The 21,320-nt window shown below is 50.3% G+C and carries 18 protein-coding genes; 5 read left to right on the top strand and 13 right to left on the bottom strand.

Features of this window, described 5'->3' with window-relative positions; genetic code table 11:
* Positions 1-80: 80 nt before the first annotated feature.
* The gene (locus Enr17x_RS24215) at positions 81-1,238 is read left to right on the top strand and encodes a DUF1559 family PulG-like putative transporter (RefSeq protein ID WP_145312249.1); all 1,158 of its coding nucleotides are present in this window, start codon (positions 81-83) and stop codon (positions 1,236-1,238) included.
* Positions 1,239-1,319: 81 nt separating this feature from the next.
* Here Enr17x_RS24215 and Enr17x_RS24210 read toward each other — a convergent pair whose 3' ends face one another.
* The 4 genes from Enr17x_RS24210 to Enr17x_RS24195 form a co-directional block, all read right to left on the bottom strand.
* Complete coding sequence (locus tag Enr17x_RS24210) at positions 1,320-2,768, bottom strand: DUF1501 domain-containing protein (protein ID WP_198000769.1); 1,449 nt, start codon at positions 2,766-2,768, stop codon at positions 1,320-1,322.
* Positions 2,769-2,788: 20 nt separating this feature from the next.
* On the bottom strand, positions 2,789-5,782 hold the full coding sequence (locus tag Enr17x_RS24205) for a PSD1 and planctomycete cytochrome C domain-containing protein (protein WP_145312247.1): 2,994 nt from the start codon (positions 5,780-5,782) through the stop codon (positions 2,789-2,791).
* Positions 5,783-5,912: 130 nt separating this feature from the next.
* Entirely contained in the window at positions 5,913-6,332 is a 420-nt protein-coding gene (locus Enr17x_RS24200) for a hypothetical protein (protein ID WP_145312246.1), read from the bottom strand.
* A gap of 82 nt (positions 6,333-6,414) precedes the next feature.
* Positions 6,415-7,338, bottom strand: a complete 924-nt coding sequence (locus Enr17x_RS24195; protein ID WP_145312245.1) for a DUF1559 domain-containing protein — start codon at positions 7,336-7,338, stop codon at positions 6,415-6,417.
* 347 nt (positions 7,339-7,685) lie between these two features.
* On the opposite strand from Enr17x_RS24195, the gene Enr17x_RS24190 reads away from it, so the two are divergent.
* Positions 7,686-8,225, top strand: a complete 540-nt coding sequence (locus Enr17x_RS24190) for a sigma-70 family RNA polymerase sigma factor (RefSeq protein WP_145312244.1) — start codon at positions 7,686-7,688, stop codon at positions 8,223-8,225.
* Positions 8,222-9,919, top strand: coding sequence for a LamG-like jellyroll fold domain-containing protein (locus tag Enr17x_RS24185; protein ID WP_145312243.1), 1,698 nt, complete (start codon positions 8,222-8,224; stop codon positions 9,917-9,919). Before Enr17x_RS24190 ends, Enr17x_RS24185 begins: the two co-directional genes overlap by 4 nt.
* A 339-nt stretch (positions 9,920-10,258) precedes the next feature.
* Here the strand turns inward: Enr17x_RS24185 and Enr17x_RS24180 are convergent, their stop codons facing one another.
* The 7 genes from Enr17x_RS24180 to Enr17x_RS24150 form a co-directional block, all read right to left on the bottom strand.
* Entirely contained in the window at positions 10,259-11,557 is a 1,299-nt protein-coding gene (locus Enr17x_RS24180; protein WP_145312242.1) for an MFS transporter, read from the bottom strand.
* A 230-nt stretch (positions 11,558-11,787) separates the two neighbouring features.
* Entirely contained in the window at positions 11,788-13,014 is a 1,227-nt protein-coding gene (locus tag Enr17x_RS24175; protein ID WP_145312241.1) for a leucine-rich repeat domain-containing protein, read from the bottom strand.
* Between the two features lie 155 nt (positions 13,015-13,169).
* Positions 13,170-14,321 carry a leucine-rich repeat domain-containing protein gene (locus tag Enr17x_RS24170; RefSeq protein ID WP_198000768.1) on the bottom strand — a complete coding sequence of 384 codons (1,152 nt, stop codon included), beginning with the start codon at positions 14,319-14,321 and terminating at the stop codon, positions 13,170-13,172.
* A 151-nt stretch (positions 14,322-14,472) separates the two neighbouring features.
* Positions 14,473-14,736, bottom strand: a complete 264-nt coding sequence (locus tag Enr17x_RS24165; RefSeq protein ID WP_145312239.1) for a hypothetical protein — start codon at positions 14,734-14,736, stop codon at positions 14,473-14,475.
* A 481-nt stretch (positions 14,737-15,217) separates the two neighbouring features.
* Complete coding sequence (locus Enr17x_RS24160; protein ID WP_145312238.1) at positions 15,218-16,222, bottom strand: D-2-hydroxyacid dehydrogenase; 1,005 nt, start codon at positions 16,220-16,222, stop codon at positions 15,218-15,220.
* A gap of 16 nt (positions 16,223-16,238) precedes the next feature.
* On the bottom strand, positions 16,239-17,045 hold the full coding sequence (locus tag Enr17x_RS24155) for a biotin--[acetyl-CoA-carboxylase] ligase (protein ID WP_145312237.1): 807 nt from the start codon (positions 17,043-17,045) through the stop codon (positions 16,239-16,241).
* Between the two features lie 31 nt (positions 17,046-17,076).
* Complete coding sequence (locus Enr17x_RS24150; protein ID WP_145312236.1) at positions 17,077-17,448, bottom strand: STAS domain-containing protein; 372 nt, start codon at positions 17,446-17,448, stop codon at positions 17,077-17,079.
* A 568-nt stretch (positions 17,449-18,016) separates the two neighbouring features.
* Between Enr17x_RS24150 and Enr17x_RS24145 the strand changes: the two genes are divergently transcribed.
* Both Enr17x_RS24145 and Enr17x_RS24140 read left to right on the top strand, forming a co-directional pair.
* Entirely contained in the window at positions 18,017-18,568 is a 552-nt protein-coding gene (locus Enr17x_RS24145; protein WP_198000767.1) for a DUF2062 domain-containing protein, read from the top strand.
* Positions 18,569-18,652: 84 nt separating this feature from the next.
* Positions 18,653-19,615 carry a carbohydrate kinase family protein gene (locus Enr17x_RS24140; RefSeq protein WP_145312234.1) on the top strand — a complete coding sequence of 321 codons (963 nt, stop codon included), beginning with the start codon at positions 18,653-18,655 and terminating at the stop codon, positions 19,613-19,615.
* Between the two features lie 25 nt (positions 19,616-19,640).
* Here Enr17x_RS24140 and Enr17x_RS24135 read toward each other — a convergent pair whose 3' ends face one another.
* Complete coding sequence (locus tag Enr17x_RS24135; RefSeq protein WP_145312233.1) at positions 19,641-20,324, bottom strand: SGNH/GDSL hydrolase family protein; 684 nt, start codon at positions 20,322-20,324, stop codon at positions 19,641-19,643.
* Between the two features lie 82 nt (positions 20,325-20,406).
* Positions 20,407-21,288, bottom strand: a complete 882-nt coding sequence (folP, locus tag Enr17x_RS24130; protein WP_232100839.1) for a dihydropteroate synthase — start codon at positions 21,286-21,288, stop codon at positions 20,407-20,409.
* Positions 21,289-21,320: the final 32 nt, after the last annotated feature.

Here is a 21,320-nt window from a genome sequence, read left to right as displayed (position 1 = left end):
CTGTTTCTTTTACTAGTAATTTGTTTTTAGCCTTCATTGTTCGCGTATCAGTCAAACTCTTTTAAACAACAGGAAACAAAATGAAAAATTCGCGTTCTCGAAAAGTCAACCGATCAGGTTTTACCCTGATCGAACTTCTGGTAGTGATTTCGATCATTGCATTATTAGCTGCTCTGCTGATTCCCGCTGTCTTCGCAGCTCGTGAGTCAGCACGTTCTTCACAGTGTAAAAGTAACTTACGTCAGTTCGGTCTCTCCATGCACTCGTTCGCTTCTACCGATCCCAGCGGACGGTACTGTACCGGAGCTTATGACTTCCGTCGTGACGGATGTCCTGACACCTGGGGTTGGGTCGCCGACATGGTTAACAGTGGTGCTGGTCTTCCTCAGAAGATGCTGTGCCCTTCTTCCACACTGTTAGGTTCAGAAAAATTGAACGACATGATTGGTGTGGCCAATACAAGTAATAAAGACAATGCCCCACCAGCGCGTCTGCTGGAAGGTGTCTGTGCTACCTGGACTTCAGGGACAGAAGGTACAGCTCCTCGTATTCTGCAAGTTGCGAAACTGCTGGAAGACGGCTATGGAACAAACTATGCATCCAGCTGGTTCCTGGTTCGCTCTGGTGCAAAAACCAATGCTGGTGTCACTTCATCTGGTTTAAAAGGTTTTGGCGGTAGCTTAGGTCCTCTGACGATTCGTCGTCTGGATTCATCACGAATTTCTTCTTCAGCCGTTCCCTTCATGGGATGTGGTGCTCCTGGTGATGTGGGCGAAGCTGTTTTGTCACACTCCATTCCAGGATTCGTAGAAGCCGGCGAACGACTGGCTGAGTCCTTCAATGACGGTCCTGCTTACTGGAATCCAGCTGCGGGAACTGGTGGAGCCATCGATCTGATGCCTGCCGGTACAAACGTTGTTGGTGCCATTCCTGCAGAACTTCCAGATCCGAACCGAGCTGGAACGCCCGGAACTGATGGTATTCTGTGGTTACAGGATTCTCGCGACTGGTATGCATGGCACGGTCGTGGCCGTAACAAGATCTGCAACATCCTGATGGCAGACGGTAGTGTCAAAGCAATCGTCGACTTGAATGGTGATGGCTTCCTGAACCCAGGTTTCACTGGATCCGCTTCAGGTGGATCAGGTCACACTGATGCAACTGTTGAACTGCGTCCTTCAGAAGTCTTCTCCGGCCCCTGGTTGGATGCCCAGTTGACCAAAGGCAACTTCGAATAAGCGAAGACTGACTTTAACTGCAAGTTAAGTAATATGCGAGTGGCCGGTATTAAACCGGCCACTCGTTTTTTTATTGACGGTTTATGAAATGATCTCTTTGATGACATGCCCGTGCACATCGGTCAGACGGCGATCAATGCCATTATGTCGGAACGTCAGTTTTTCATGATCGATTCCCAACTGATGCAGAATCGTCGCATGCACGTCATAACACATCGTGGGGTTCGAGGGATCAGCGGGTTTGAAAGACCATTGATCTGATTCACCATAGGTCGTGCCCCCTTTAATGCCACCACCTGACAGCCAGTTGGTAAAGACGAACGGATTATGGTCGCGGCCTTTACTGCCTTGACTGCAGGGCATTCTGCCGAATTCCGTGGTCCATAACACAATGGTATCGTCCAGCATACCACGTTGTTTCAGGTCTTTGATCAACGCGGCTGCGCCGATGGACATGCCACGCCCTAAAGGCCAGTGATCGCGTTTGATGTCTTCATGGGAATCCCAGTTGCGGCGGGGAAATCCGTTGTCGGCTCCCGACCAGATCTGCACGAACCGCACTCCCTGCTCCAGCAGACGCCGCGCCACCAGGCAGTTTCGACCAAAGTATGCGATTTCGGCGGCTTCACTAATGCCTTCCTGTACTTCAAAGTCGACGGAATTCAGCCCGTACATGTTGAGTGTACTTTTCGTTTCATTCGAAAGATCGAGTACTTCCGGTGCCTGTAACTGCATTTTAGCAGCCAGTTCGTAGGATTGAATCCGTGCGTTGAGCCGTGAGTCTCCCGTGCGTTCCTGTTCGTGGCGCTGATTCAATTGTTTTAACGCCGCCAGGACGTCGCGGTCGCTTTTACGGGTGATAAAGTCATTTTTGGGTGGGAACAAATTGGAAATGGGGGTCTCGGAATTCGGTCGAATAATGGTTCCCTGATTGCTGGCGGGTAAAAAACCGGCAGACCAGTTGGCGGCTCCGTTGGGAGCAAAGCCGCGCGGGTCAGGCAGTACGACAAACGTGGGTAGATTATCGGTGAGACTGCCGAGACCGTAGCTGATCCAGGCACCCATGCCGGGAAAGCCGGGCAGGATGAACCCGGTGGCCTGCATGAAAGTGGCGGGGCCGTGCACGTTCGACTTGCTGACCATATTATGGATGAATGCCATATCATCGACGCAGTCACCCAATGGTGCGACGCACTCATTGATCCATTTTCCTGATTCGCCGTACTGTTTCCATTTCCAGGGGGCCTGCATGGTTTTGCCTGGCGAGGATTGAAACAATTGCACCTGTTCGCCGGGGTCCCAGGCATTGCCGTTATCTTTGATCAGTTCGGGTTTGTAGTCGAAGGTATCACATTGACTGGCGGCACCCGACATATAAAGTTGAATGACCCGTTTGGCACGCGGCGGGTGATGCAGTATCTGTGTTTTGGATGATTCAGCGGCAAGTAGTTGATCGTTCTGCAGCAGAGAGGCGAGCGCAATTCCCCCCAGTCCTCCCCCAGCCGACATTAAAAACTCACGACGATCCATGAGATTACTTTCTATGTTGATTAATCGATAAAGATAAATTCATTGCTGTTGAAGATCAGACGGCAGATATTTTTCATGCCATGCTGTTTCCCAATAGTCTGTAAAATCTGTAGTTCTACTTTGTTTGGCGTACGGCCTAATGCGGTTTCGAAAGCCAGTTTGATTTGAGCCGGCAAGTCTGCTGCTTCCGCTTCCACTTTTTGTGCGTAAAACTCGGACATGCTCACCATGAACTGATCATTCAGTAGAGAGAGTGCCTGCAGCGCTGTCAAAGTGGGAATCCGCTTGGGCGTGATCTGAGAAGGATCGGCACAATCCAGCGATTCCATAAAGGGGTCGGGCACCGAGCGAACGACAAAGCGGTAGATTGAGCGACGTAATGATTTGGCGGTCGCAGGATCAAATTTTTCATAAAGATAGTGCGGCGAGTGTTGCGGTTTCTCTAATACAAACAGCCGATCTCCCGGGCCAAACATGGTGAGGTCCAGCTTTCCGCTGACTTGCAGGGCGGCATCGCGAATGGCTTCGGCTTCCAGTTTGCGTCGATTCATTCGCCAGAGCAGACGGTTATCGCCATCAATTTGATTGCCTCGTTCATGGGAGCGCGATGACTGCCGATAGGCGGTGCTTAAGACCAGCATGCGGTGCAATGATTTGAGCGATTGCCCTTCGTCACGAAATCGGCGGGCGAGATAATCGAGCAGTTCGGGATGTGTGGGGAGCGAGCCCATTTTTCCAAAGTCATTCGGCGTATCAACGATGCCTTTACCGAAATGGTATTGCCAGATGCGATTCACAATTGACCGCCACGTCAGTGGATTCTCGCGGCGGGTGATCCATTGTGCCAAGGCAAGCCGGCGGGCGCCTTCGTTTTCCGGATCTTTCAGTTGAAAATCGCCAGGGAGTCCATCGATCAGATTTAAAGTCGCTGGTTGAACTTCTTTCACAGGCGCTTTTTCACTACCACGACTGAGTAGAAACACGGGTCGCGGTTCTCCTGCAGTCGGTCTGAAATTTCCTCGCGGAGAAAAGTGGGTGGCGGCTGCGAAAACTTTCTGACGCTTCGGGAGTTGGTCCAGTTTCTTTTTGATCTGCTTTAACTTGAGACTCTGCTGCAGCATTGTCTTTTTTTCTTCAGCAGTGGACAGGTTGGAGACTAAATGGTTTCGTTTTGCCTGCAGTTTTTGGAGGTCCCCGTTGGAATCGGGGCTTTGATAAAAATGACCGTCATTCACATTCTTGCGCGACCAGCGTGGCAGTGCTTCGATGGAATCAAGGGATGTGACAGTTGCTTGCCTGGCGATATTTTTGCCTGCAGAATCGAGGACTTTGATTTCGCCGAGTGCAAAAATGAAATCGTTTGAGCGGGGTGCGAGTTTTGTGGCCGTCATTCTCAGGTGTTGAAAGCTCTGGCCTTTCAGGTCAAATTCAACGATTCGGGTTTTGGGATTGGGATAATCCGCTTGTGTCTGATCGGCAATGATGGTTTTCGTTGTTTTGAAGTCGGCCGTGTCGGATACTTCCAGTTTGAACCGTTGGGGGAAACCGAAGCCGGCACCGATGCTGTTAAAGTCATCATAGGCGGGAAAGAGCGTGATCTGCTCTGCGGTGATCGGCTGTTTGAAGTTGAGCTGTATCCATTTCTGGCTCTTGTCCGATTTCTCAATTTTGCTGTGATAACCATATTCGACCCCCTGCCCCTGTTTGGCTTTCAGCGCCTGGTCGATTTTGGCGTCCAGTGCAGCCAGTTCTTTTCCCCCGCGTGATCGGATCAGTTCGGAGAGATCTTTGAAATCGTTCCGGGTTTTGGTTTGATCTGCCAACAGTTTCTGGCGTTGGTCTGCTGTCTGGGGATTCGGATCGTATTCCCGTTCGGCACGGTCAATGCCGGCGAAGACGGCTTGTAAACCATAATAGTCTTCCTGGGCGATCGGATCGAATTTGTGATTGTGGCAGCGGGCGCACTGGACTGTCAGGCTGACGGTGGTATTCATGACCGTCGCGACCATATCATCGCGATCGAGATTGCGTGTGATTTTTTTCTCGATCAGTTTTTCATTGATTTCTATTTGCCCGACCCAGTCAAACGGGCCGGCAACGATAAATCCGGTGGCAGGAATGCCGTCGGTGGAGTACGGTTTGATGACGTCGCCGGCGAGTTGTTCCTGAATAAATTCTGAATAAGGTTTGTCGTCGTTGAGGGCCCGGATGACGTAGTCCCGATAAGGCCAGGCGTTTTCACGGAGTTTGTCTTTATCGTATCCGTGTGTGTCGCCGTAGTGCACGACGTCGAGCCAGTGACGTGCCCAGCGTTCGCCGTAGCGGGGCGAAGCCAGCAGTTGATCGACGAGCCGTTCGTAGGCACGCGGGTGGGAATCATTGACAAAATTGTTGATCTCCGCTGGTGTGGGAGGGAGTCCGATCAGATCGAAATAGAGACGACGGATGAGAGTACGGCGGTCGGCGTCTGGGGAAAAGGAGAGGTTTTTCTCCTGCAGTCGGGCGAGCAGAAAGGCATCGACGGGAGTTCGAACCCGTTTTTGATTTTTGGCTGAGAGTGACGGGACCGCTGGTTTCTGCAGCGGCTGGAACGACCACCAGTCGGTTTGCGAAAGCTGGGCTTCGCGAATCCGCGTGCCGTCCGGCCAGGGGGCGCCGGCTTTGATCCACTGTTTGAGGGTTTCAATTTCCACTTCGGATAACGGCTTGCCTTTTTTGGGCATTTCCGGTTCGGGGCCGGTCACATAATCCAACAGCGAACTTTCGTTCGGCTTGCCTGCTACCAGCACACTGCCACTTTCGCCTCCTTTGAGAGTACTGCTGTGGCTTTCCAGTGAAAGGCCGCCGTCGCGAGTGCTGTCGTTATGACACTCAATGCAGTGCTGTTGGAGGATCGGTGCCACTTGTTTTTCAAACGGGAACTCTGCTGCAGACGCTGTCGGGAGAGAGTACAGGCAGAAGATGCTCAAAAACAGTGGTGTGGGTTTGATGTTCCGCTGGGTGAAAAAAAACATATGTGCTTTTCTATTTCTCTCAGAGTGGGAGAATAAATGGGCCGAACCTGAGTCGGAATGCCTCATGTTTTTGGGTAATCGATTATAACCGACAAGTCGGCTTCTGGTTGATCTGTTTGGAAAAAAATGCCTACTCTGTTTCCAGATCAAACAAATGTTGATTATTGCCTGTTTTGAGAGTGACTTTCAGTTCAGTCTGCCGGTTAAACCGGGGTGGGATGCCGTTTTCAAATTCGTCTACCATGGTTTCGCCATCGGTGTCCAGAATCTGTTTGCCGGTGGGGACACTGGAATCGATTTCAACGCGGTATTCGCCGGGGCTGGGGCCTGTTTCTTCAGGGATGACAAATTTTCCCGATTCGATACTCGCACCGGCAGTCGCACCTTTACCTGTGGGAATGAACGTGATGACGCCCTGCTTGACCGGATCTCCGTTGAGCGTCACCATGCCTGCTACCTTCGTTCGTTCGAAGGCGTCATTCTTCCCACAACCGGTCAGGAACAGTACCGCGGTGCAAAGGGACAATAGGATCAAATTCTGAATACGCACTGAAATCACCTTTTCTGTCAAATGACGGAACACAGCATAAAACGTTTCGAAGGACACGAAGTTGAGTTATACATGGCGCGGTTTAAAACTCGCCGATCACTTCGCCGCCACTCATGCTGCTCAGGCTTTGCCAGGTATTGAGGTCGATATTTTCGGAGATAAATCGTACGGCACCATCGCAGAGTAGCGCGTGGACTCCACCAACGTGAAGGCTCCGCGAAGCGTTACTGCGATCTGGACCGGCGATGGAACCCGTACAAGGCAGACGGCCAGCTTCGGAAACACAATGTGTCACCAGGTCGGGGGCTGAACTGTTCGGACCAACGCGGGTCATCACTACGGATTCCGGTTCATCATTCCAGATCCAGGCGCGATAGTCGTCTGCGCTGGTTTCCGGCTTGAGCATTTCCATCATTGCCAGAGTATTACTTGAGCCGTCGGTTATGTCCCGCATGCGGGCGCCGAAGGTATTTCGAAAAGGAGATGGCTTGATTTGATTGCCGAAGGTCCCCTGCCCCCAGTTGACGGCGTAATTTCCACGAATACTGCCATCAGGATTAGCGCTCCAGATCGATTCACGGTCGGTCGGACATTGCCAGACGGGAATCGGAACAAGGCGGACCCCGTTGCCGGCGGGTTGCGGGTCATGGACGGTGGCGTGCCAGTTTTGATTATGGTCGTACAGGTTGTAAATGTTGGCCTGATCAATGTAAGGCAAAAGGTGCACGCAGAAGGGAGTTCGTTTGCCGCCAGGGGATGACGGGGTGACGACGCGATAAATCATGCCGGGAGGGAACAGTCGATGCGTTTCGTGATAGTTGTGCAGCGCCAGTCCCAGTTGCTTCAGGTTATTTTTACAGGTACTGCGGCGGGCTGCTTCGCGCGCCTGTTGTACCGCGGGAAGTAACAGGGCAATCAAAATAGCAATGATGGCAATCACCACCAGTAGTTCGATCAATGTAAACGCGGTACGTTGGTGACGATTTTGTTTGCGAGCGACTGACATTCGTTCTCCCTGGTCTAAACCGGAAATAAAAGTATGCGGTTATTATTTAGTCAAAGACTCCTCGGTCGTTATTAAACGTTTTTCATTTGTGTTCTGTTTCGAGGAGTGGGGTCAGGGGAGAGCCACAGCGCGTCCTCATTAAGTATATGGCGCGCTGATTTTTGATTTAGTACCATCAGTTTTGAATTTTCGTTGAAAATTTGGAAAATCGCGCATTTTTTGGTACCAATTCGGAGTGAATCGCGCCACATACTATAGCGGAGACACCTTTGCGTTCTCTGCTGCGCTGATTTCTTTCCCGATCCAATTCCCTCCAACACCCTGGTAGTGATAGACTTAACTTCGACATGAGTGAGCATCTGAATAATCCGGTCATGAGCGAAGAATTTTTCCGTCTGTTTTCCCGGGATGATCGGAAGGTTTATGGTTATATCCTGGCACTGGTACTGGATGTGGCCGCTGCGGAAGACATTTTTCAGGAAACGTGCGTAATTTTGTGGAAAGAGTTTCCTGAATACGATCCCGACCGCAGTTTTCTCAACTGGGCATATGGGATTGCCTTTAATCAGGTGCGCAAATATCGCCGGAAGTATCAGAACAAGCGTTTGATTTTCAGTGACAGTCTGGTGACTGAGCTGGCGAAAGATGTTTCGAGTATGATGGAAGAACAGAGCCAGCGGCAGTTAGCACTGACTCAGTGTCTGAAAAAACTAAGTGCCCGTGAGCGGGAATTGATTGATGCCTATTACGGGGAACAGGAAACGGCAGCCACCGTGGCGGACCGTTGGAAATGTTCCTCGCATGCGATTTATAAAACGATCAAAAAAATCCGGAAAGCATTATTTGATTGTGTAAACCGTCGTCTTTCCAGCGAGGTGTCTTCATGACCAAACCCGAAAATTCGGTCTCCGAACAGATCTGGGAACTGGCTGACGCACAATGTTCGGGAATCATTACGGAATCCGAAATGGAGACTCTGGAACGTCTGTTGCTGGACCACCCCGAGTATCGGCAGGAATATCTGGACTATATCTTTCTGCATATGGGCCTGGCCAGTGCCGTCACATCGGGTGAACTGCTCTCTTCGTCGGCGATTGAAAAATCGGTAAATCAATATCACGCGGAACCTGAGACAGAAAAAAAATCGCTACGGCTTTCCATCATGCAGACGCTTTGTCTGGTGGTCTGTCTGCTGGCGGTGGGGTTGTTTCTGCTCAGGAAAAAACCTTTGCAAGAGAAAATAGTTCCCCAGGTTGTCGCGGAGTCGTCCCAATACTATTTCGATGACAATGCGGTGCCCCCGGATGAAGTGGCCACGCTTTCCGAGGTGGCTCAGGCAAGATGGGAATTGATCGGAAAATCTCCCGCATTAACGCACCATTTTCAGCCGGGCACGGTGAAGGTGACTTCGGGGAATGTGGAAGTGGCCTTTTCAGGAGGCGCTGATATCTCTGTCGAGAGCCCCGCGCTGTTTGGTATGGAACGTAAGAACCAGGGCACGCTGTTCTCCGGTACGTTGTCGGCACGGCGAACAAACGGAACCGAATCTTTTACGCTGGAGACACCCAGCGTTGAGGTCGTTGATCGGGGAACGGAATACGAAGTGAGTGTCAACGAGGCGGCTGAGACCTACGTGCATGTTCTGGATGGCCAGGTTGAAGTGAAGCCGCGCGGCCGCCTGCCTCGTTTTTTCTGGACCTTCGATCAACCAAAGGCAGAACCGTTAATTGATTCGATTGGCAATCGTTCGATTCAAGCTGGTAAAAATACCAGGCGGGTTCCCGGTTTAGTGGGAGCGGGTGCCGTCCGATTTAATAATCGACCTGATGCTAGTCTGCTGCTGGGAAGCGGAGGTGGTAAAGAAGTCGGCACCGGTGATTTTTCCGTTTCGACCGGTATCACCGTCGAAGCACTGGTGATTTCCGAGTGGAAGACTCCGAATACACCTCAAAAGAAAGCCCCCTTCGATTATGACGAAATCTTTCGCAAAGAAGATGGCAGCTATCGGATTTTGCTGAGCTTTCAGAATGACGACAAAGCCGGTATCACACAAATTCCGACGGTAGGATCCGGCCCTTGCCTTTCGTTTGGTCTGTTTCTGTCGGGCATGGGTTACAGCGAATTGGATATGCCGTTAGACGGCAAAGAGGGGCGACCCACGCTGGAAGAAATCCGCGATGGTAAACCGCATCATATCGTAGCGACGTATAACGGATGGACCGGTGTGAAGGCGATTTACATCGATGGCAAACTACGCATGAGCCATCGTTTCCCGGTGGGGACGATGATTATCAGCGGCGGCTCCAAGCCGGCGGTCATCGGCAATCTGATTTCCGATCGGTTCGAAACGCTAATCGGACGCGAGCCATTCACCGGCGTGATTGACGAAGTTGCCTTTTACGATTATGCACTGGACCCGGCGACCGTCGCCGCACATTATGCGAATGTACAAGCAGGCAAAGACTATTTCGACGGGCAATTGAGCCGGTTCGTACTGCAAGAGCAGAAAGGCAGTAACGTGTTGCTCAACAAAGGCGAGAAAATGAAATTTGCCGCCGAGACAGGTGAGCCGATGCTGTGATCAGCGGAGAGTTTTCGCAAAACTTTTCGAATCGTCGACCGTCGAAACGCGTTGTCTTATCTGGATGAGAATTTTTTTCTACCACGAAAAGCACGAAATAAGGGTCAGTGTAGGGGCAGTACCTGTGTGTCCGCCCGCCTTTCGAGGGTTGGATTTTATCATGTAAAGAATGGGGCGTTTGAAGCGTTCGTTTCTTAATTTTAATTTGCATGCTGTCACTGCGGGCTGACACATGGGGCAGCCCCTACAGCAACCACGTTGGTGGGATTAATCTGGACTTGGACCGGCACTATGGTCAGTCACGATTGGCACACATTGAGTTGGGATGTAGCACGATCTTTATTCATCCAGCGATTTGCCATTGGTTTCTTTGACGGTGAGGATAATGAAAAAGGTGATGCCGGCGATGGCGGAGAGATACCAGGCGATGGAGAGCGGGTTGCCTGTGACTTTGACGAGCCAGGCGGCGACCATCGGTGCGGTGCCTCCGAAGATGGCGAACGGCAGATTATAGCTGACGCTGGCGGCACTCACGCGCACGCCCCGCTTGAAGAGCTCGGTAATTGTTGCGGGGATAGCACCGGCGAAGCAGGCGACGAGCAGTGCGAATCCAATTTGCCCGGTGAGGATCAGCGCAAAATTGTGATGGTGCATCAAGCCGAGCAGCGTCGGCGAGAACAGCGCGATGCCGGCGGAGCCGATCAGCAGAAATGGTTTGCGACCAAATTTATCGGCCAGGATCGCAGCGATGGGAACAAACAGGGTTAACGCCGCCATGCTGATGGTGTTGATGTCGAGTGCTTCGGCGCGGTCTTCGCCAACTTCTTCGACGAGCCAGGATGAGAGATAGATGAAGACCGTGTAAAACGTGACGGCGTTCATCATATTGATGCCGGATGACTGTAACATTTCTTTTTTATGGCTGGCAAATGCTTCCTTCAGTGGTGAATACGCTTCCTGCTCGGAGAGTTCTTCCGACAGAGGCTGTTCGGGAATTCCGTGCCGAATGAAGTAACCGACGAAAGCGACCAGCACCCCGGATAGAAACGGAATCCGCCAGCCCCATTCCAGTAGTTGTTCGTCGGTCGTGAATGTATTGATTAATGCGCCAACGGCCGAGCCCAGCAGGATGCCGCAAGTGGCGCCGATCATGCTCCACGAACCAAAAAAGGCGCGGCGGTGTGGTGGGGCATGTTCGACGAGGAAGACGAACGAACTGGTATATTCGCCCCCGACGGAAACTCCCTGAATCATGCGTAACAACACCATCAGGACCGCGGCGGTGACGCCGATTTGTGCATGCGTGGGTAACACGCCGACCAGCAGTGTCGGCACGGCCATCATCATGACTGAGAGCGTGAGTGCTTTCTTCCGTCCGAGTCGATCGCCGATATGTCCGAACAGAACCGCGCCGACGGGCCGCATCAAAAAGCCGGCGGCAAACGCGCCGAAGGCGGCAATTAAAGACGTGGTGGGATTGTCGGAAGGGAAAAAGAGTTTGCCCAGCGTGGGGGCGAAGAATCCGTAAACGGCGAAGTCGTACCATTCGAGAATATTGCCAATAAAGCCTGCCGCCAGAACCCGCACATTTTTGCTGGCGGCTGGTGTGTTCTCGAGTTCTTCTGCCACGACAGACATACGATCTTCCTTGATAGTGCAATGCGTGTTTTGTGATAAGACTGGTGCGGTTAGTTTAGGGGATCAGAAAATGCTTGGGAATGGCGATATCAGGGGCTGGCTTAAGAAACATCACTCTCTTCAGAATAAGTCGGCAGAGTATGGACCAAAACACCCGAAATGAACAACAAAACGGCATCTGTGACTGCCGGGGGAATTTGTTCGATATTGAACCGGTTAGAAATGGAAATTCACTTTAGAGTGTTTGAAGCGATGCGCTTTCTCAAGGATTTGGAGTCTAATATTCGGTAACGACTATTATAACAATGAACTGTGATACCTGCCTCGCGCAGGGATTCAACGACGTTTGCTGATATCTTGGTGTTGTGGGCTCGAATTTCTCTGAGCAGGGGGATTTGTAACAGGCTGTCTTTCGCCTTGTCGGTGATTTTGGTACTTGACAATTCGAGATGAGTTAATTGGTCGAAATGAATCAGGTGCTTGATCCCTGCATCGGTAATCCCTGTGTTTTCCATTCGCAGTCGATTCAGCTGTTTCAACTTTGCTAGAGAAATGAGCCCCTGATCTGTGATTGAGGAATCGTTTAGTAACAAAAATGTGAGAGATTTCAGATTAGCGATCTGTCGCAGATGGGTATCGTTGATTGATGTTCCGGTTAAATTCAGTTGCTTGAGTGACTTCACATCTGCCAGATACTTCAAGGTATCGGCCTCGATTTCCGATTGAGCGATACTGAGATGCGCCAGCTTTTTCAATTTTGATAAATGCTGTAATCCATCCCTTGTGATACAAGTCTGACTGAGATCAAGCAACACCAGATTGGGGCTCGCAGAAATATTTTCCCAACCTGACTCGGTAAGTTTAATATTAGATAGATGTAGAGTGTATAAACTCTTGAGTGCAGATGCGGCGTGAAACTGTTCTCCCGTGATTTCCAGATCATGGAGACTGAGGACTTTGAGGTTGGAGCACTTTTTCAGCATATTTAAACCGGAGTCGGTAATCGAGCCGCCGTGGATCGTGAGATCAGTGAGCGGAAAATTTGTGATTGCGGCGAGCCCCTGGTCTGTTATTGTTGTAGGGAATTTTTTACTTCCCAGAGAAAGAGACGATAAATGCGGTTGCTCGCCGAGGGAATCGATGAATTCATCAGTGACCTGAAAGTCTACAGTTCCTGGAAGGTAAATCGAACTAATGGTGCCTGTAAACGGTTCCAGTTTCGGGTGTGGTGCGAGGCAGAAGCCTTTCAGGCACAAGCCATGGCTAAAATAGAATCTACCGTCGTTGTTTCGAATCGTTTCTACCACAGCTTTCGACCGCCAGCGTTTTAGTCCCCACGGAGCCAGACAAAAAACGGCAGCAATCAACAGCAGAGTAATCACCTTGCGAACACTGAACCGGGACCGTGTTGGCTGAGCAATGTTCTCAGGGGTAGCTGGTGTGTGATGAGTGAACATAGCACATTATCCCGGTATCATGTTTCCCCTGTTGGCAGGTCCATCAGGGATTGGCAGGCTCCCCCTATTCTATCGCGATTGTATTCGTTGAGTAAAGAAATCTCAGGGGAGAGATTTTCGGTCTGGCAATTCAGTGAACCGTGGTGTTCTTTAAATTAGATCCCGCCGGCGGTATACATGGTTGAAAACAATGAAGGTTCCATAAAGTAGAATATCATTCCAGATTTTTGCAGGGAGCGTATCGCATCGTCAGAAAGTTGCCCTTCAGAGAGATTGAGTACTTTGAGTTGAGGGATTTTTAAAAGGATTTGGATGACGTCATCTGTAATGTGTGTGTTTGATGACAGATCTAACTTCAGCAGACTTTTAGATTGGATCAGGTGTGCAACACCTGCATCCGAGATGCTCGTATTTGACAGAAACAGCTTTTTTAAGTTTTCCATTTTTGTCAGAGGAATCAGCCCTTGATCTGTGACTTGTGAATTACTCAGCATCAGAAATTCGATTTGCTTTACATTGGAAATCTGCCTTACATGGGCATCGTTAAACGCAGTGCCCTGCATGCTCAGGGTACGCAGGGGCTTGACGGCTGACAGATGATTGAGTGATTCGGAGGTGATATTTGTGTTGTCGAGGTTCAGGTCTGAGAGTTTTTTTAAATTCGATAAATGTTGTAAGCTGTCACCATCAATGGAAGTATTGCTGAGATTGAGAAAAAACAGGTTGGGAATAGTACAGAGTTGTTTCAATCCTGCATTGGTGAGCTTTGAGCCATTCAGTTGCAAGATTTCCAGCTTGCTCCAGGCAGGGGTTGCTTGGAATTGTTCTCCTGTAATATCAACTTCATTCAATGAGAGTACCGAGAGTGTGGGAATCTTTCTCAGTTCATTGAGACCTGCATCCGTGATGGAACCGCCGGTAATGCTGAGATATTGGAGAGGATAGTTTTTCAGAGAAACGAGTCCGTGGTCTGTGATTGAAGTCGGGTTTTGTAAGTTCCCTAAGGTCAGTACCGATAAACGTGGTTGCTCTCCCAATGAGCTGATGATTTCGTCCGTGACTTGTACCTTTTTCGAACTCGGAATGGTGATACTGCGGATGCCTCCAATGAGTGAACCGAACACCGGGGGGAAGTTGTTGGTGTATTGAATCTCGCCTCCCAGATCACGAATCCTGCTGACCGGAGTTTCGGGAAGCCAGTGTCTGACTGCGAAAGAAATCAGGCAGAATACGGCTGCAATTAACAACAACACACAAAGCTTGCGAAAGCTGAACCAGGACCGTGTTGGTTGATCGGAGTTGGTCATTGCCTGATGGTCCATTCTTTGTTTGAGGTGCCAGGTCGTGTTTATTTTATGCTACCACGAAAGACACGAAAAGCACGAAATCCGTGCTGGTGTTTAGTAAGTCATGCGGGATGCAGTCAATACCGAAAGGTACGACGGAATTGACTTTCTTCTAATCACAGATGTCTCTTAACAGTGTGCGGGACGAAATCTCGGCTTCGGGAATTCCGGTTACCTTGGAAACAGATGCCATGACGACTGTGTTAATTTCTGGTTTTGAGAGACTTTTTGCCTGATGTTGTTCTGATTGTTCATTTAAGAGCCGACAGGTGGAGAAATAAAGATCCTGTACTGTTTCATGATGGTCTAAAAACAGTTTTTCATCGTCGATGCCTAGACGCTCGCCGATCTCCATTCCGATTTCAATTAGATCCATTCCCATAATCATAGCTTAACAGTGTTCATCTCTGTGGTTGAGAGTCTCTTGGGTAAAATCGGGCGAGTTTTTCCTGATGTTGTTAAATGGCGGCTTGCGCCGTACCGCTCCCGGTGGGAGGGATTGCTAATGTTGTTTGTGAATCAGATTGTCTGTAGCGGTGTGAAGGAGTCAAGAGGAAAGGGGATTTTGTTGTGGGGTGGATGGTGGTTGAGTGTGTGCCGGATGGTGCGGGGAGTTGGTTGGGCGATGTTGGTAATGCGCCGATGTGTGTCGACCCGAATAACTTTTGGAGGATTTCATTTGGAAAATCGGGCTGAAACAAGCGGTTTTTTGCAGGTGCGGTTAAAACCGGTTTCAGAGTTTCACCTGAACCAGTACTGTTCTCGCGCGCGACGCATAAGTTTTGATAAACTAGCGAACCGCGGGTTCGCGTCAAGTGCGATTTTTGCAGTCACTGCTCCTGATCAACACTGCTTTTTCAGAACCAGTTCTGTTTATCAGCGGGGGTCAGGAATGGTTTATCGGCGAGAAAACAACGGAGGTTTTCCAACAGCGTTTCGAGATGGCGTTCGGGGACGTGGGTGGAGGCGGCTGCGATGTGGGGGGTGAGGATGACGTTTTCCATCTGCCAGAGCGGGTGCTCAGCCGGCAGGGGTTCGATTTCGAATACGTCCAATCCGGCGCCGGCGATCTCGCCGTTCTGTAAGGCGGCGGTTAAATCCGTGAGATCGACAATCGCGCCGCGGCCGATGTTGATCAGATATCCAGTTGACTTCATTTGCCGGAACTGTGCGGTGCGAAACAGTTTTTCGGTCTGGGGCGTGTGCGGGGCGGCGATGACGACGAAATCACTGACATCCAGCAGATCATTCAAGCGGTCGACATTCCAGACTTCATCCACCACGCCGGGCACTTCAGTAGCGATGGGGTCGACGGCGCAGACTTGCATGCCGAACGCGGCGGCACGCCGACAGATTTCTGCGCCAATGCTGCCGGCTCCGACGACACCCAAAGTACAGTCGGAGAGGTGCAGATGACTGCGATCGACTTCGCTGACCTGACCCGGTCCGGTGACGAAATTCGGTTTGCCGGCTACGCCGCCGATCGGTTGCCAGTTCGATTCGGTTTGTTGCCTGATATAACGGTGCAGGTTGCGGGCGAAGCAGATGACGAATCCCATGACGTGATCGGCGATGACATCGTAAAACAGGCCGCGCATGTTCGTGAGCTGGCAGGGATGATCAACGAGTTCGGGGAAGACGTAATGTTCGAGGCTGGCGGTGGGGGACTGGACCCACTGCAGGTTTTCGGCGGCGGCGAGCAGTTCGGGGCTGATTTTCCCAAAGAAAGCGTCGGCGTCTTTGATTTCGGTGAGTGCTGCGGAGAGTTCCGACGCGTTACAGACGGTCAACTGGTCGGAGACGTCCTCGATGCGGGCGAGTCTTGTGGAATCGATGGCGGGGTAGATGAGTAGTTTTTTCATAGGTTCCCAGATTCAATCAAAAATGTTCGATGGTGCCACTGATGATACGTTCGATACCTGTTGCGGTTTTCAGAATCAGAAACCCATCGTCGTCGATTTCCAGACATTCGCCTTGTTTGGTTTCGCGTCCTGTATTAATTCGAATCGTTTTGCCGGTCAGCAGGCAATACTCTCGCCAGGAGGACATGAATTTATTTTCTTCGCCGGCAACATCATAGAGTCGATTCTCGATGCCGTTGATCAGGTCGATGAGCGTATTCGCCAGCGAATATTTCTGGCGGGTGGTTTCATAGAGCGAGGTGCCTATCGATTGCAGAGCCTCTTCGGCGGAGAGAAAGGAGTTATTTAAATTGACGCCGACTCCGATCACGACGAGCCCCGGTTGGTTGGCGGCGGTTTCGACCAGAATGCCGGAGACTTTTTTGTTCTGCAGGTAGACGTCATTGGGCCATTTTAGTTGCAGGTGATATTCGGGGAGGTATTTTTCGATCGTTTCACAGACGGCGAGTCCGGTGGCGAGTGCGATCAGGGGTTGCTGTTCGAGGGGAATCTGGATCTGGCTGGCATCGACGACGAGGGAGAAAGTTAATCCCCCTTCAGGGGACCACCAGGCATTGCTGCCTCGACCTCGGCCTGCAGTCTGTTTTCCAGTGAGAATCAGACGCGGTAAACTGATATTGCGCGTCGGATTTTCGCTAACAGGAGGAGCAAGGTTATTCAGAGCCCAGGAGTTGGTCGAAGCCAGACTTTCGAAGTAGTCGAGATGTTCGATGAACGTTTCCGTCTGAATTGCTTTCAAGTCGTCGGCTGTAAACGGCAGCATTCCAAACTCATTTTCAGGAAGGAGGCGAAGGTCAGGAATTCTCGTTCAACGCGGCAAGCGCTGCTTCGCGGGAATCGTATAAAGGCCAGAGGGTTCCGACTTTGATGCACTTGAGGATGTTCTGCATGTTGTCGCAGGCATTACAGAAGACGGCATGTCCGCCGGTCTGTTTCGCACGTTGGAGCAAACGAATGATGGCGCCTATGATGATGGAGTCGAGGTAGTCGACGCGGGAGAGATCAATGATCACATTCTTGACTTCCGGCGAATCAAACAACCTCAGTACTTTATTGGATTCTACTTGAACATTGCTGTATTGAAATTGCATGGTCGAGCCTTGGGGGACTACCACCAGATTGGGAGCAGCCTGTTCTACCTCAAAAATTTCCAAGTTTTCTACCATAGTTCAATTCCAGTCACCCGTGATTTCAGAAAATCGTGAAAACACGGATTATGTAGTATCAATTGAGAGCAAGAAGAATTCATTAAAATGTCTTACAGAGCATACCTAACCTTAAACCAAATTTCAGGGTTGGAACGAAAAACTCTCTGGAAAATCGAGACGATGCTTTCAAAGTGTACATCTAAATCGAGTGGATCTCCCAGTGAAACGGGCCTGAGATTCGCATTTTTTTCCTGTTCCTGAATCAGACGGACTGGCAATTTCAGTTGCCTAATGTGAAATAGCTTAATTAGAATAGATGCTGATTGGGAGAAAACTCCAATTTGTATTATTGCCGCCGGTTGCATTCCGTATAATTGGATCAATTGAAAGAGTTGACCGAAGCAGAATTATCTCTCTAGACCAATAATTCCATCAACTTGAAGAATTTTCCCGGGATAGTGCCGATAAACTAATCCGAATCCTCGGTAAAGTGATGTGAACAACCATCTAGATTAAGCCCCTGAATCCGCCATTTGAATTGCCGTATATGTCGTCTTCTAAATTATCCTGGAAAAGCAGCCCTCGAATGCTTCTGCGTTCGATCTTGATGCTGGATGACAGTGCGCACTCCATTGCTCTGGGTACGGCGATCGGGATGTTTATTGCCTTGACGCCCACGGTCGGCATCCAAATGCTGATGGTGATTTGTTTTGCGTTTTTGATGCGTCCTTTCTTTCGATTCAACCAGATTGCTTCACTGATTACTGTATATGTTTCGAATCCGCTGACGATCGTTCCCATTTACTGGTTCGACTATAAAATTGGCACTTATTATGTGGGCGGTTCGCTCACGCAAAACGATTTTGCCCGGATCCTGGAGTTTGAAGGTTTCAGCGGCTGGTGGGAAACAGTGAAACAGCTCTTGTTGGAAGTCGGTTCGCCGCTGATTATCGGATCTCTTGTGGTGGCGACGTTTTTCTCGCTGGCGACGTATCCTATTATGCTCCGTCTGGTCATGCACTTTCAAAAACTAAGGCCGGTGACTGACCCAGTGGAAACGGAAGCCCAGACTGTGGTGCCTTCCAAACCTGCCGACAAAGAGCAGAACACAAAATCTGTGCATCTTCATTCCAGCTAGGCGTTGAACTCCAACTGAACTCGCTCATAATAATCAGACTGGATTGATCTGACCTGAGTTCGACGAGATAGGAAGGTGCCTCGAATGCCGTCTCCGAAGTATGATTGTTTATGTGCGGGAATCATTGTGGCGGACCATGTCTGCAAAGCCATTGATCATATGCCCAAGCCGGGAGAATTGGTGCTGACGGATGAAATGGAGCTGACCATTGGCGGCTGTGCGTCGAATGTGGCCGCTGATCTGGCGAGACTGGAGCGACAGGTCGCGATCGCTGGTATTGTGGGTCAGGATGTATTTGGTCGGTATGTGGAAGAAAGCCTGATTCAGTCGGGTGTTCAGTGTGAGTATCTGATGAAATCGGATCAGCTTCCGACCAGCGGCTCGTTTGTGATCAACGTTCAGGGAGAGGATCGCCGGTTCATTCATTCCGTCGCTGCGAATTCGTTGTTCACGGGAGAAACCGTCACAGAAGAACAGATTCGTTCGAGCCGGATATTGTATCTGGGCGGCTATTGTCTGTCGGAAGAACTTTCGCCGGACAATGTGGCTCAAATGTTCCGGATTGCGAAAGAGGCGGGGGTGACGACGGTGCTGGATGTAGTGACTCCGCAGCCCGACGACTATTGGAAAATGCTTAAACCAGTGCTGCCGTTAAGCGATTATTTTCTCCCCAATAATGATGAGGGGGAATTGATCACGGGAGAATCAGACCCACTCGCGCAGGCACGTGCCTTCAAAGCAGCCGGGGCGAAGACGGTGATTATCACCTGCGGGGGCGAGGGAAGTATTCTGATGGATGACCAGCAGACGATTCATTCGGCGGTGTATCCGGTACATCTGGTCGACGGAACGGGCAGTGGCGATGCGTTTGTCGCTGGTTTTATCCACGGACTATTGGAAGGTGTGAGCCCTGAAGAATGCCTGCGATTTGGATCTGCTTTGGGGCATAGCTGTGTCCGTGCTACTGGTGCGACGGCAGGCATTTTTACCCGTAGCGAACTGAATCAGTTTCTTGGCTCGCATGAATTACAGGTAAAAACGCTCTGAAATCGCCGGCTTTATTTGGCGGATGTTACTTATGGTTCAAAAACGGCTGAACCGCTTTTTTCCAGACGAGATAGCCTTCATGATTTAAATGCAAGCCGTCCGACTTGAACAGTTCCGGACGTGGCTTGCCATCGGCTCCCAACATGGGTTTCCAGACATCGGCGTACTCCAGCAGGCCGTTATCGGCACATTGGTCAGCAATCAGCTGATTGGCTTTGACGATAGAATCTGCCAGTTTCCAGCGGCTGAGGCTGGGTTTCACGGCGATGAAGACAATTTTCGTCTGGGGCAGTGTTTTATGCACGGTTGCCACGAATTTTTGAAAGTCAGCAGCAACATCTTCGGGGGATCTTTTCCGAGAGAGATCGTTATCGCCGGCGTAAAGGAAGATCAGTTTCGGTTCATGCTTTAGAATGATGCGGTCTGCGAAATGAGTGGAATCGACGATTTCCGATCCACCAAATCCGCGATTGACTGCTTCCAGCTCGGGAAAGTATTTATCCAGATTCCACAGTCGGATACTGGAGCTGCCGACAAAGAGGACTCCATTTTTCTTGATGCCCTGTTTCTGATCCTGCTTTTCAAACTGAGTGATTGATTTTTCCCAGCGGTCATAATTGTGCTTTTGCTCTTCAGCCGCCAGCCCGTTATGAGAAAGGGAACATAGTAAGGCCAGGGTGATTGACAGATAAAAACATTTCATTTTCATGGTCTTTCCTCAAGTTTCTAATTCAGAAAGCTTTTTACCAAGCCTTCTGAATCTATTAAATCTAAATCGCAAAATTACATCATTATGATACACGTTGGGAAACGGCATGCCAGGCAGATAATGCATCCCGATTAGCGGCTACATCGTGCAGACGTAAAATATCAACTGATTGATCCGCCAGTGCAATGGATACGCCGACTGTGCCGGCCAGACGTTCTTCCACGGAACGACCGAGCAGTTTTGATAAGAATCGCTTGCGGGAATGCCCGATCAGCACGGGGAAACCCAAGTCTTTGAATTCCTGAATGTGCGAGAGAATTTCCAGATTATGCTCGGCTGTTTTTCCAAAGCCGACGCCGGGATCGAGAACGATCTGCTCGGGCTCGACTCCAGCATCTAGTAAAGTTTGAACACGTTCCCCTAACCATGTTTTCAGATCGGAAACCACATCCTCGTATTCAGGATGGTCCTGCATGGTTTGTGGCGTTCCCAGAATGTGCATACAGATGACGCCGGCCTGCGTTTCTGCCGCCAGAGGAATCATTTCCGGATCAAAGGTGAGACCGGAGATGTCATTAATAATGACGGCGCCCGCTTGAATCGCGCGACGAGCGACTTCTGCTTTGGTGGTATCAATGGAGATCGGGACTGATGTTTGTACTGACAATGCTTCGATTGCAGGAATGACTCTGCTTAATTCTTCCTCAACCGAGACCGGTTCTGCCCCGGGACGCGTGGACTCGCCCCCAATATCCAGAATGTCGGCGCCATCCTTGACGAGTTTCAGACCTTTACGAACGGCGGAGTCAACATTGATTGCTTCGCCGCCATCGGAAAAACTATCGGGAGTGACATTGAGGATGCCCATTAATAACGGCATACCGCCTAAGGAGATGGACTGATCCACACATTTCCAGAGCCGCTGATGCGCTGAATCACAGGTTGAAGTTTTGGGAGTGGGCAAATTCACACATCCATCGATTGATCGAAATACTG

It is taken from the genome of Gimesia fumaroli (assembly GCF_007754425.1).
Lineage (GTDB): Bacteria > Planctomycetota > Planctomycetia > Planctomycetales > Planctomycetaceae > Gimesia > Gimesia fumaroli.
This window is presented reverse-complemented; position numbering and strand designations above follow the sequence as displayed.